9 protein-coding genes and 1 rRNA gene are annotated in these 11,137 nt (G+C 69.2%); 8 read left to right on the forward strand and 2 right to left on the reverse strand.

Annotated elements, in window-relative coordinates; all coding sequences use genetic code 11:
* Window positions 1–86 precede the first annotated feature (86 nt).
* The 7 genes from ACIRA5_RS11530 to ACIRA5_RS11560 all read left to right on the forward strand — a co-directional run bounded on the left by ACIRA5_RS11530 (window position 87) and on the right by ACIRA5_RS11560 (window position 9,198).
* The gene (locus ACIRA5_RS11530; protein WP_403689699.1) at window positions 87–1,454 is read left to right on the forward strand and encodes a peptidase S8; all 1,368 of its coding nucleotides are present in this window, start codon (window positions 87–89) and stop codon (window positions 1,452–1,454) included.
* Window positions 1,455–2,016: 562 nt separating this feature from the next.
* Window positions 2,017–2,325 carry a hypothetical protein gene (locus ACIRA5_RS11535; protein WP_054232206.1) on the forward strand — a complete coding sequence of 103 codons (309 nt, stop codon included), beginning with the start codon at window positions 2,017–2,019 and terminating at the stop codon, window positions 2,323–2,325.
* Window positions 2,326–2,511: 186 nt separating this feature from the next.
* Entirely contained in the window at window positions 2,512–3,372 is an 861-nt protein-coding gene (locus tag ACIRA5_RS11540; RefSeq protein WP_403689701.1) for a hypothetical protein, read from the forward strand.
* Window positions 3,362–4,699 carry a hypothetical protein gene (locus tag ACIRA5_RS11545; RefSeq protein ID WP_403689702.1) on the forward strand — a complete coding sequence of 446 codons (1,338 nt, stop codon included), beginning with the start codon at window positions 3,362–3,364 and terminating at the stop codon, window positions 4,697–4,699. The genes ACIRA5_RS11540 and ACIRA5_RS11545 overlap by 11 nt, the downstream gene beginning before the upstream one ends.
* Entirely contained in the window at window positions 4,696–6,255 is a 1,560-nt protein-coding gene (locus ACIRA5_RS11550; RefSeq protein WP_352043955.1) for an SCO6880 family protein, read from the forward strand. Before ACIRA5_RS11545 ends, ACIRA5_RS11550 begins: the two co-directional genes overlap by 4 nt.
* Before the next feature lie 14 nt (window positions 6,256–6,269).
* Window positions 6,270–7,694: an ATP-binding protein gene (locus ACIRA5_RS11555; RefSeq protein ID WP_067371420.1), complete on the forward strand. Its 1,425-nt coding sequence runs from the start codon at window positions 6,270–6,272 to the stop codon at window positions 7,692–7,694.
* A gap of 1 nt (window position 7,695) precedes the next feature.
* Window positions 7,696–9,198 (forward strand): type IV secretory system conjugative DNA transfer family protein, encoded by a 1,503-nt coding sequence (locus tag ACIRA5_RS11560; RefSeq protein ID WP_403689706.1) that lies wholly within the window; start codon window positions 7,696–7,698, stop codon window positions 9,196–9,198.
* 23 nt (window positions 9,199–9,221) lie between these two features.
* Here ACIRA5_RS11560 and ACIRA5_RS11565 read toward each other — a convergent pair whose 3' ends face one another.
* Window positions 9,222–9,764 carry a GNAT family N-acetyltransferase gene (locus ACIRA5_RS11565; protein WP_403689708.1) on the reverse strand — a complete coding sequence of 181 codons (543 nt, stop codon included), beginning with the start codon at window positions 9,762–9,764 and terminating at the stop codon, window positions 9,222–9,224.
* Window positions 9,765–9,887: 123 nt separating this feature from the next.
* On the opposite strand from ACIRA5_RS11565, the gene ACIRA5_RS11570 reads away from it, so the two are divergent.
* Window positions 9,888–10,649: a CDP-alcohol phosphatidyltransferase family protein gene (locus tag ACIRA5_RS11570; protein ID WP_054232199.1), complete on the forward strand. Its 762-nt coding sequence runs from the start codon at window positions 9,888–9,890 to the stop codon at window positions 10,647–10,649.
* Between the two features lie 203 nt (window positions 10,650–10,852).
* On the opposite strand, the gene rrf is transcribed toward ACIRA5_RS11570, so the two are convergent.
* A 5S ribosomal RNA gene (gene rrf / locus ACIRA5_RS11575) occupies window positions 10,853–10,969 on the reverse strand.
* Window positions 10,970–11,137: the final 168 nt, after the last annotated feature.

Below are 11,137 nucleotides of genomic sequence, written 5' to 3' on the forward strand. Positions count from 1 at the left end.
GGTCACACGACCCGGCCGCCGGGGACACCACACCGACGGCAACAGCACCCGCACCGCCCCTGTCAACCTCTCTCAGGAGCTGTACGTTGCGTACTACACCCCCCATACCCCCCACACCCGGCAACAGATCGGCCGCACGCACCGACTGGCGCCGCTTGGGCTCCGCGGCCGTCGCCACCGCCGCCCTCCTGGTGGCCGGTTTCGGCACCGCCGTCGACGCGAGCGCGGCGGCCGGCACGACCGCGACGAAGACCGTCGCGAGCAAGAGCACCACCGCCAAGGCCAGTTCGGCCAAGGTCACCTGGACCCGTTCCTGCGCCGAGCCCAAGAAGAAGGGGGAGATGGCCTGCAACGCGCTGCGCGTGACCGGCGGCACGACCGCCTTCATGCAGGCCAACGCCCACGCGAACGCCGTCACCCCCAAGGCCGCCGCCGACTCCCCCACCGGCTACGGCCCCAGCGACCTCCAGGACGCATACGGCCTGACCGACGCCGCCGCCTCCAACGGCTCGGGCAGGACCATCGCGATCGTCGACGCCTACGACGACCCGAACGCGGCCTCCGACCTCGCCGCGTACCGCTCGTACTACGGCCTCTCGGCCTGCACCGTCGCCAACGGCTGCTTCAAGAAGGTCAGCCAGACCGGCTCCACGACCTCCCTGCCCTCCGCCGACAGCGGCTGGGCCGGTGAGATCTCGCTCGACCTCGACATGGCGAGCGCCGTCTGCCCCAACTGCAACATCACGCTGGTCGAGGCGAAGTCCTCCTCCATGGCCAACCTCGGCACCGCGGTGAACGAGGCCGTCAAGCTCGGCGCGAAGTACGTCTCCAACAGCTACGGCGGCTCGGAGTCCTCCTCCGACACCTCCTACGACACCTCGTACTTCAACCACCCGGGCGTCGCCATCACGGTCAGCGCGGGCGACGAGGGCTACGGCGCCGAGTACCCGGCCGCCTCCAAGTACGTGACCTCCGTCGGCGGCACCGCCCTCTCCTCGAGCTCCAACAGCCGCGGCTGGACCGAGAAGGTGTGGAACACCAGCAGCACCGAAGGCACCGGCTCGGGCTGCTCCGCCTACGACGCGAAGCCGACCTGGCAGACCGACACCTCCTGCTCGAAGCGCATGATCGCGGACGTCTCGGCCGTCGCCGACCCGGCGACCGGCGTCTCGGTCTACGACACCTACGGCGACGGCACCGGCTGGGTCACCTACGGCGGCACCAGCGCCTCCTCGCCGATCATCGCGGCCGTGTACGCCCTGGCCGGCACCCCGTCCAGCGGCTCGTACCCGGCGAAGTTCCCGTACGGCTCGGCCGGCACGTCCGCGCTCAACGACGTGACGTCGGGCAGCAACGGCTCCTGCTCCACGAGCTACTTCTGCACCGCCAAGTCGGGCTACGACGGCCCGACCGGCTGGGGCACCCCGGAGGGAGTCGCGGCCTTCACCGGCTGACCCGCCGGAGACACGGAAAACCCCCGAAAGCAGGGGAAAGCGGGGGGAACTGCCGGGGAGGACGTGGGGATCCTCCGGCAGTGCGGGGAACGGGCCGCGGCAACCAGCCGCGGCCCGTTTCCGTGCGCCACGGCGACGGGGATAGCCTTCGGGGCAGCGGCCGTGCGTCCACATCGGGCGGACGCGCGACCCGGAGAACATCGGCTCGACGACCCGTCAGAAACACGACGGGCACGCAGGGATACCGCGAGGAGCGGCGGGGTGACCACCCCGCACTCGTCGTAGAAGGGGTTAACGACGGAACCACACCACAGGTTCCGGTTCGACTTCATTGCCCGGCGTGACCAGGCGTGATACACAGAGTGACCATACGACCCTTTGCATACCGTCGCACGCCTCCCGAAAGGGGCCCGCGTACGCCGGCGACAAGGGATTCGTACGAAAACCGCCAATCAATGACGCCAAGTCGACATACGACAGCGGCATTGTCGGCGAGAATGGGCCCGACCTCTGCGCACAGTGGCAGGGGGTGCAGAACTACCCACTAGGGGCGGTGACTTACATGCTTTTCGCAGCCGACAAGGGCGACATCACCACAATCATCGGCGGAATCGCCCCGGACTGGGGTCCCTTCGGCAGCCTGGGCAACGAGGCCAAGACGATGATCCAGGTCGTGATGGCCGTCGCCATCCTGCTCTGCCTCGGGATCGCGATCTGGGGAGCGGCGAAGCAACGTATCGGAGCAACGGCGCTCCGCGACACGTTCAGCGCCGAACAGGGCAAGGGTCTGATCATCGCGGGCCTCACCGGGGTCTTCATCATCGGCTCCCTCGGCACGCTCTTCACCATCGTGTACGGCATGGCCGTCTAGCTTCGGCCGGGCACCCGGCTCCTCACCTCATCTCCTCCTTCCCTGTCCGACCCACCCGTCCGTCGTGCCCACCGGCTGAGGTTGCGTTTCCCTGATGTCGAGTCACCACACCGCGTCCGCGCGGGAACCAGCACGGCTACCGTCGTACTACGCGGTTCAGGAAGAGGTTGAGGGGGCGTACGCGACATGAGTCTCGGTGACGAACCCGGATACGGGGACGGCTCCCGCGGCGACGACGGCGGATACGGGGGGACGGGCCAGACCCGGACCCGCCTCCCCGACCGCCCCGGAGACGTCTACGGGGGCGCCCGCCGTGGCCGCTCCTCCTCGCGGAGCCTGGTGACGGTGGTCGGCGTCGTCGTCCTCCTCATCGCGGCCATCGCCTTCGCGAACCGTGGAGGAGACGATTCCTCTTCCTCCTCCGGAACCGGCAACGGAGGCGGCAACGCCACCAAGACCGCCCCCACGGCCCCCTCGGGCCAACGCCCGGTGGACACGAACACCGGGGGCATCCCCACCGGGTTCGCGCACAGCGAGCAGGGCGCGCAGAGCGCGGCGGCGAACTACGCGGCGGCGCTGGGGTCGACGAGCATGTTCCAGAAGGCGAGTCGGCACAACCTGGTCGACACCCTCTACACCTCCGCCGCGGCCGGCCGCCTCCAGGGCCCGCTGGACGACGCCTACTCGACGGGCTTCCTCAACAAGCTGGGACTCGACGCGGCCGGCAACGCGCCCCGGGGCAGCACCTTCGTCTCCCGCACGATCCCCGTCGGCAGCAAGGTCGAGCAGTACAGCGCCACCGACGCCAAGGTGTCGGTCTGGTACCTGGGACTCATCGGAATGTCCGCGCAGAACTCGACCGACCCCGTCACCTCGACCTGGAAGACGTGGACCTTCGAGCTCCAGTGGTCCGGCGGGGACTGGAAGATCGTCACCGACTCGCAGAAGGACGGCCCCGCCCCGGTCCCCGGCGACGACAAGGCCGCCACCTCCGACGAGATCAGCAAGGTCATCGAGGAGTACGGAGGGTTCACTTATGCCCGGTAGCCCGCGCCGTGTACTCAGGCTCACCGGCGCCGTCGCGGCCGTACAGACCGCGGTCGTTCTGCTGGCGTCCCACGCCTACGCGGCTCCACCGAGCCCGACGCCGAACTCGAGCCCCAGTCCCCGTGCGAGCGCGAGCGCCTCGACCGACTCGTGCAGGCTCATCGTCGGCGAGGCCAAGAAGTACTGCAAAAAGGGCGACACTACCGGCGGTACCACCGACCCCGGTACCACCTCCACGCTCGACCCCCTCTCCTCGCTGGCCAAGGGCTGCGCCGAGGCCGCGTCCTGGACCATCGACAAGCTCTCCGCGGCGGTCAAGGACACGGCGAACGTCGACTTCACGAACCAGAAGTTCCTCCAGCAGTACGCCGTGGTCTTCGCCGCGTCCACCATCCTCACGCTCCTCCTGTGGCTGCTGGCCGTGGCGAAGCGGGCGGTGCGAGGCGTCCCCCTCGGCACCGCGATCTCCGAGGCGATCGGCTTCCTCTGGCTCACGGTGCTGGCGTCGGCGTTCACCCCGCTGATCCTCTACACCGTCGTCTCGGCCAGCGACGGCGTCACCGACGTCCTCGCCAAGACCACCGGCAACCAGACCGACACCTTCTTCGGCACCTTCTCCGGCGCCCTCGCCAAGGGCGAGAACATCGGAGGCGGCCCGATCATGCTGATCGTCGTCTCCCTGGTGTCGATCCTGGCCGCGGGCGTCCTATGGCTGGAGCTCGTCATCCGCGCCGCCCTGCTCTACGTCGGCGCCCTGCTCGGCACCGTCGTCTACGCCGGGCTCGTCGACAAGAACCTGTGGGGCCACGTCCGCCGCTGGGCCGGCATCATGATCGCCGTCATCCTGGTCAAACCGGTCATCGTGATCGTGCTGGGCCTCGCCGGCGCGCTGTCGACCAACGGCGGCCCGGACTCCTTCTCCGCCGTCGTCTCCGGCCTCGCGATCATCCTGCTCGCCATCTTCGCCAGCGCGATGATCTACCGCTTCGTACCCGGCTTCGGCGACGAGATCGCCAACGGCCGCAACAACCGCATCATGCAGGGCGCCGAAGGCAAGGCCGCGGCCGTGATCAGCTCCCCCGCCACCCTGGTCGCCCAGGGCATCAAGACCCACAGCACCCGCGCCGACAACAACGGCGGAGGCGGCGCAGGCGGCGGCAACAGCCAGCCGCGCCCCGCAAACCCCGTCTCCGGAGGCGTGTCCGCCCACAGCACCCGTACGCCGAACGGAGGCGGCGGATCTGTCCCCTCCGCCGCACCCCCACCACGTACCGGCAACACCCGCAACAGCAGCAGTACCAACCGCACGGGAGGTGAAGGGCGTTGACGACCGATTCCCACGTGTCCCATCCGGTCACGCCCCGCCGTACATATCTGATCGGCCGCGCCCGGCCGAACGCGATCGTCGGCCGGAACCGCGAGTCCGGCGAGATCGCGCTCATCATCGCGGGCGCGTTCCTCGGCATGATGTGCGGCTTGCTCGTCCCCGTCCTGTCCCTGCGGATCGTGCTGCTGATGGGCTTCCCGCTGGTGGCCATCGCCGCGGTGTACGTCCCGTACAAGCGCCGCACGTTCTACAAGTGGTTCGAGATCAACCGCAGTTACAAGCGCAACCTGCGCAGCGGCACGGCGTACCGCAGCAGCGTCCAGGAGGCCGGCACGCGTCTGGACGGCAAGGAGGTCGAGATCGGGCCACCGCCCGGCATCGGCCGCATCTCCTGGCTCGCGGCCCCCTTCGGCCCCGACGAGATCGCCGTACTCCTGCACGCCGACCGCCGCACCGTCACCGCCGCGATCGAGATCGAGGGCCCGGGCGTCGGCCTGCGCGACAGCGAGGACCAGGAGGCCCTCGTCGACCGCTTCGGCACGCTGCTCAAGCACGTGGCGAACGGCGACGGCTTCGTCACCCGCCTCCAGATGCTCGCCCGCACCCTCCCCGCCGACCCGGACGCCCACGCCAAGGACGTCGCCCAGCGCGGGGACGAGAAGGCACCGGCCTGGCTCCAGCAGTCCTACGACCAGCTCCAGTCCATGGTGTCCACCAGCAGCGAGCAGCACCGCGCGTACCTCGTCGCGTGCATGCACTACAACCGTGAACTCGCCGCCGAGGCCCAGGCCATGGCGCGCGCCGCCCGTCCCCAGGGCGGCAAGAAGCTGGACCGCGACGCCGGGCTCGCCGTCGTCATGGCACGCGAGCTGACCGACATCTGCTCCCGCCTCCAGGAAGCCGACATCCGCGTACGCCAGCCGCTCGGTCAGGGGCGACTGGCCTCCCTCGTGCACTCCATGTACGACCCCGACCACCCGATCGACCACATCCAGGCGATGACGAAACGCAATGCCTGGCCCGCCGAGCTCGACGCCATGGAGCCCACCTACCTCCAGGCGAAGACCCGCGAGTCCTCCACCCGCGCCCCCTGGTGCCACGCCACGGCCTGGGTGAAGGAATGGCCGATGACCCCGGTCGGCGTGAACTTCCTCGCCCCACTCCTGGTCCACACCCCGGACGTCATCCGCACCGTCGCCGTCACGATGGACCTCGAACCCACCGAGGTCGCCATCGAGCGCATGCTGACGGAGAAGACGAACGACGACGCCGAGGCCAGCCGCCAGCTGAAGATGAACCGCACGGTCGACCCCCGCGACGTCGCCTCCCACAACCGCCTGGACCAGCGCGGCGAGGACCTCGCGAGCGGCGCCGCCGGCGTCAACCTCGTCGGCTACATCACGGTCAGCTCCCGCTCCCCGGAGGCCCTCGCCCGCGACAAGCGCACCATCCGCGCCTCCGCCGGAAAGTCGTATCTGAAGCTGGAGTGGTGCGACCGCGAGCATCACCGGGCCTTCGTCAACACACTGCCGTTCGCCACCGGAATCCGCAGGTAGGAGCTGATGTTCTGATGCGGGATCCGCTGTCCGCCGCGACAGACGCCTTCACGGGCTTCCTCTTCGGCAAGGTCGAGACGACCCGCCTGCCCGTGCGCACCTCCACGGGCCAGGCCCAGGCGGTCTACCTGCCGACCGCCGCACCCGGCCTCGGCGACTCGGGCGTCATCATCGGACGCGAGGTGTACTCCGGGAAGGGCTATATCTACGACCCCTTCCAGCTGTACGGCCAGCAGCTCCCCGCGCCCCACTGGCTGGTGCTCGGCGAGTCCGGCAACGGCAAGTCGGCGCTCGAGAAGACCTACGTCCTGCGCCAGCTGCGCTTCCGCGACCGCCAGGTCGTCGTGCTCGACGCACAGGGCGAGGACGGCGTCGGCGAGTGGAACCTCATCGCGGAAGAGCTGGGAATAACTCCCATCCGGCTGGACCCGACAGCGGCCCTGGACATGGGCATCCGCCTCAACCCGCTCGACCCGGCGATCACGACGACGGGCCAGTTGGCCCTGCTGCGCACGATCATCGAGGTCGCGATGGGTCACGGCCTCGACGAGCGCTCCGGCTTCGCCCTCAAGGTCGCACACGCCTATGTCAACGAGACGATCGTCGAGCGCCAGCCCGTACTGATGGACATCGTCGAACAACTACGGCACCCCGAGCCGGAGTCGGCCGAGGCGATGAACGTCGCCATAGACGACGTACGGGCGTGGGGCCTGGACGTCGCCCTGGTCCTCGACCGCCTGGTCGACGGTGACCTCAGGGGCATGTTCGACGGCCCCACGACGGTGGGCATCGACCTCGACGCCCCGCTCATCGTCTTCGACCTGTCCCACATCGACCGCAACTCCATCGCCATGCCGATCCTGATGGCGATCGTCGGCGTCTGGCTGGAACACACCTGGATCCGCCCCGACCGCAAGAAGCGCATCTTCCTGGTGGAGGAGGCGTGGCACATCATCAACAGCCCCTTCGTGGCCCAGCTCTTCCAGCGCCTGCTGAAGTTCGGCCGACGCCTGGGTCTGTCCTTCGTGGCGGTGGTCCACCACCTGTCCGACGTGGTGGACGGCGCGGCGGCCAAGGAGGCGGCCGCGATCCTGAAGATGGCGTCCACCCGGACGATCTACGCCCAGAAGGCGGACGAGGCACGGGCGACAGGCCGGGTGATCGGCCTGCCCCGGTGGGCCGTCGAGATCATCCCGACCCTGACGCCCGGTATCGCCGTCTGGGACGTCAACGGCAACGTCCAGGTGGTCAAACACCTCATCACCGAGACCGAACGCCCCCTCGTCTTCACCGACCGCGCCATGACCGAGTCCTCCGCCGACCACCTCGCCGACGACGCGCTGCGCGCCGCCGAACTCGAGGCCGAGGAACGCGCCGCGGCCTTCGTGGAGCAGCACCTCGCCGACCTCGACGGTTCGTCCGAGTCCACGGTGGCGTGAGATGAGCCGGGACGGGCGGGACCGCCGCAAGGCGGAGAGCGAGGGCGGCATCCCGGACGGCCTGCTGGTCGGGGTGCTCGCCTTCCTGCTCGGCATGACCTTCCTGATCTGGTCGGCCACGGGTCTCGCCGGCTGGTTCGCCCACGGCGCCTGGCCGAACGCGGTCACCTTCGCCCGTACGCCGCTGGCCCTGCGGCACCTCATCGGGCACCCGCACGATGTGACGGGCGCCTGGCCGGACACTCCCGCGGACCAGCTCTCGGGGTACGGGCTCTTCTGGGGCCTGTTCATCGGCCAGCTGATGGTGCTGGTCGTGATGACCATCTTCGTGATGGGGACGTGGGCACGGTGGCGCGCGGTCCGGGCGAGACGCAGGGCGGGGGCGTACGCGAGACAGGCGCCGACGCCGATCCCCGCTCCGGTACCTGAACCGGCCGCGGCGCAGCTTGAGGTTCCGGTGCAGCGCCCAGCGCCGGAACCGACGGAGCTGCTACCCGCAGAGACGGAACCACACCAGCCCGCGTCGGCCACCTTGGCAGCGGACAGTAAACGGCTGGGTGGGTGGGAAAGCAACCCAACAACAGCCGCGCTCATCCTCGGCCCCGCCGAAACCCGCCACACCACCGCGACCCAAGCCGTACGCGACGCGGACGGCCCCGCCCTGGTGGTCACCTCCAACCCCGCCATCTGGTCGGAAACCAAGGACGCCAGAGCCAAACTCGGCCCCGTCCTCCTCTACGACCCCTCCCACCTCTGCGACACCCCGGCGCGCCTCCACTGGTCCCCCTCCGCCGGCTGCGAGGACAAGGCAACAGCCGCGTCGAGAGCCACCGCCCTCCTCGGCCCCGTACGCCCCACCGCCAAGGTCGACCAGGCCATGGCAGACGTCGCTGAAACGCTCCTGCGCAGCTATCTGCACGCCGCCGCGGTGGAGGGCAAGGCCTTCCGCCACGTCCACCGCTGGGCCCAGGGCACCCAGGTGCAGGACGCCGTACGAGCCCTCCGCACCAACCCCAAGGCCGCCTCCGGCGCGGCGGGCGAACTCGAGGCCGCCCTCACCTCTCACCCGGAACGCCGCGACATAGCACAGGAGTTGACGGCCCGCGCCCTGTCCGCCCTCTTCACGGTCAACGTCCGCGAATCCTGCACCCCGAACCGAAGTGACGCCCTCACGCTGGATTCCTTCGTCAACGAAGGGGGCACGCTCTATGTGGTCGGTGAACCCATCGAGGACCCCAAGGCGAACCCCGGCGCGATGCCGCTCCTGACGGCCCTCGCCTCAAGCGTGGTCGAGCGCGGCCGGCGCATGGCCGAACGGTCATCCTCCGGTCGCCTCGACCCACCACTTACGCTCGTCCTGGACGACGTCGCCGCGGTGGCCCCGCTCCCCCAGCTCCCGGAGCTGCTCGCCACCGGAGCCGACCAGGGCCTGCCCACCCTGGCCCTCCTCCGCTCCCAGGAACAGGCCAGGGCCCGCTGGCCCCAGCACGAACTCCCGGCCTGACGACACCTACGGCCTGACGACACCTACGGCCTGGCGATCACGAACTCCAGATCCCGGGTCCCCTCGTTCCCCTGGGATGCCACGGATCCCCCGGTCGGCACGAAGCCCGTCTTGCGGTAGAAGGCCTCGGCGCGCCCGTTCTTCTCGTGCACGAACAGCCGTACACGCTCAAGCCCGCGCTCCCAGGCCCAGCCGAGAGCGCCGTCGACGAGCGCATCCGTCACACCACTCCCCCGGTACTCGGCCTGCACGAAGACACCCACCAGATGCCCCTGGTCCTGGTCGATCACAGCATCGAAGAAGTCCCGCTGCCCGGCCTTCTCGACCAGCATGACCACGGAACCCGCCCACACCCCGTCCGGCCCGACCGCGACGAACTGCCGCGCCCCGTCCCCCTCGGCGGCCCCCGCCGCCCGCTCCTGCCAGAACGAGTCGGGCCGGGCCGCCGCCTGCTCGTAGGTCTCCAGGAACGCGAGGTGCGCCACGGGGTCCCGCAGGGCGGCAAGCCGCAACTTCTTGACCGCGGGCCACTCGTCGGCACTTATGGAACGAATCACGTGGTTCATGGAAGCCACCGTAGTCTTCGCGTTCGACATCGCTCATCTGAATTCCACCCTGCCGATCCCCGCCGTCCGGGACCCCGTCATGCTCTTCCCTGTACTCACATTGATCCCAGGGGAGAAAGCCGCATGACCAAGGTCCAACTAGAGGAACTCCGCGAGGTCATCCACCCCGCGGGCAAGCTGGAGAGCAGGGCGGAACACTGGGCCGGCCGCCTTTACATGCGATCGCTCTCCCTGCGGGTGACCCGGCTGATGCTGGGCACCCGCGTCTCACCGAACCAGATCACGACGGTCATGGTCTTCGCGGGCGTACTCTCCGGAGTCGCCCTGGTCGTCCCCGGCCTGGGCGGCGCCGTACTGTCCGTCCTCTTCATGCAGTTGTATCTGCTCCTGGACTGCGTGGACGGCGAAGTGGCCCGCTGGCGACGCCAGTTCAGCCCGCTCGGCGTCTACCTGGACCGCCTCGGCGCCTACCTCGCCGACGCCGCCGTCATGGTCGGCATGGGCATCCGCGCCGCCGAACTCGGCCTGAACCTCTACCTGGTGGCCGGCCTGGCGGCCGCGATCGGCGTACTGCTCCTGAAGTCGTCCTCCGACCTCGTGCACGTGGCGCGCTCCGACAGCGGCATGCAGAAGGCCACCGACCAGTCCGTCGTCCCGCGCTCCAGCGGCCTCGCCCGGGTCCGCCGCCTCACCTCGGCCGTCGGCCTCCACCGCCTGGTCAACGGCATCGAGTGCACCATCCTGCTGCTCGTGACGGCGATCGTCGACCTGGCGCTCGGCGACCTGACGGCGACGAAGATCGCGACCGTGGCCGTGACGGCGATCGTCTGGCTGCTGGTCCCCGCGCACATCGTCTCGATCGTCGCGTCGTCCCGCCTGAAGTAACCGAGTCGCCCGCAGGAACCGAGTGAGGGCATGCGGGGCTGTTGTCCGGCCCCGCATGCACCCCGCCGCCTCCGCAGCCGGACACCAAGGTGAACGCAAAAGAGCCCCAACTTCGGGTACCTACCCGAAGTTGGGGCTCTTCTCAAATGAACGCAGAAAACCCCCGTACCGATTTCCCGGTACGGGGGTTCTCCCTACAATTAGTTCGGCGGCGTCCTACTCTCCCACAGGGTCCCCCCTGCAGTACCATCGGCGCTGTGAGGCTTAGCTTCCGGGTTCGGAATGTAACCGGGCGTTTCCCTCACGCTATGACCACCGAAACACTATGAAACTGTAACTACCGCACCACACCCAGTGGCCCTGGGAATGGGGTTGTTCGTGGTTTCAGAACCAACACAGTGGACGCGAGCAACTGAGGACAAGCCCTCGGCCTATTAGTACCGGTCACCTCCAGCGGTTACCCGCCTTCCAGATCCGGCCTATCAACC

Source organism: Streptomyces sp. NPDC096311, from assembly GCF_044763085.1.
GTDB lineage: Bacteria > Actinomycetota > Actinomycetes > Streptomycetales > Streptomycetaceae > Streptomyces.

Excerpts from the sequence above, each read along its gene's own strand:
- ACIRA5_RS11535 (WP_054232206.1), top strand. The coding sequence starts at position 2,017 with ATGCTTTTCGCAGCCGACAAGGGCGACATCACCACAATCATCGGCGGA.
- ACIRA5_RS11540 (WP_403689701.1), top strand. The coding sequence starts at position 2,512 with ATGAGTCTCGGTGACGAACCCGGATACGGGGACGGCTCCCGCGGCGAC.
- ACIRA5_RS11545 (WP_403689702.1), top strand. The coding sequence starts at position 3,362 with ATGCCCGGTAGCCCGCGCCGTGTACTCAGGCTCACCGGCGCCGTCGCG.
- ACIRA5_RS11555 (WP_067371420.1), top strand. The coding sequence starts at position 6,270 with ATGCGGGATCCGCTGTCCGCCGCGACAGACGCCTTCACGGGCTTCCTC.
- ACIRA5_RS11560 (WP_403689706.1), top strand. The coding sequence starts at position 7,696 with ATGAGCCGGGACGGGCGGGACCGCCGCAAGGCGGAGAGCGAGGGCGGC.
- ACIRA5_RS11565 (WP_403689708.1), bottom strand. The coding sequence starts at position 9,764 with ATGAACCACGTGATTCGTTCCATAAGTGCCGACGAGTGGCCCGCGGTC.
- ACIRA5_RS11570 (WP_054232199.1), top strand. The coding sequence starts at position 9,888 with ATGACCAAGGTCCAACTAGAGGAACTCCGCGAGGTCATCCACCCCGCG.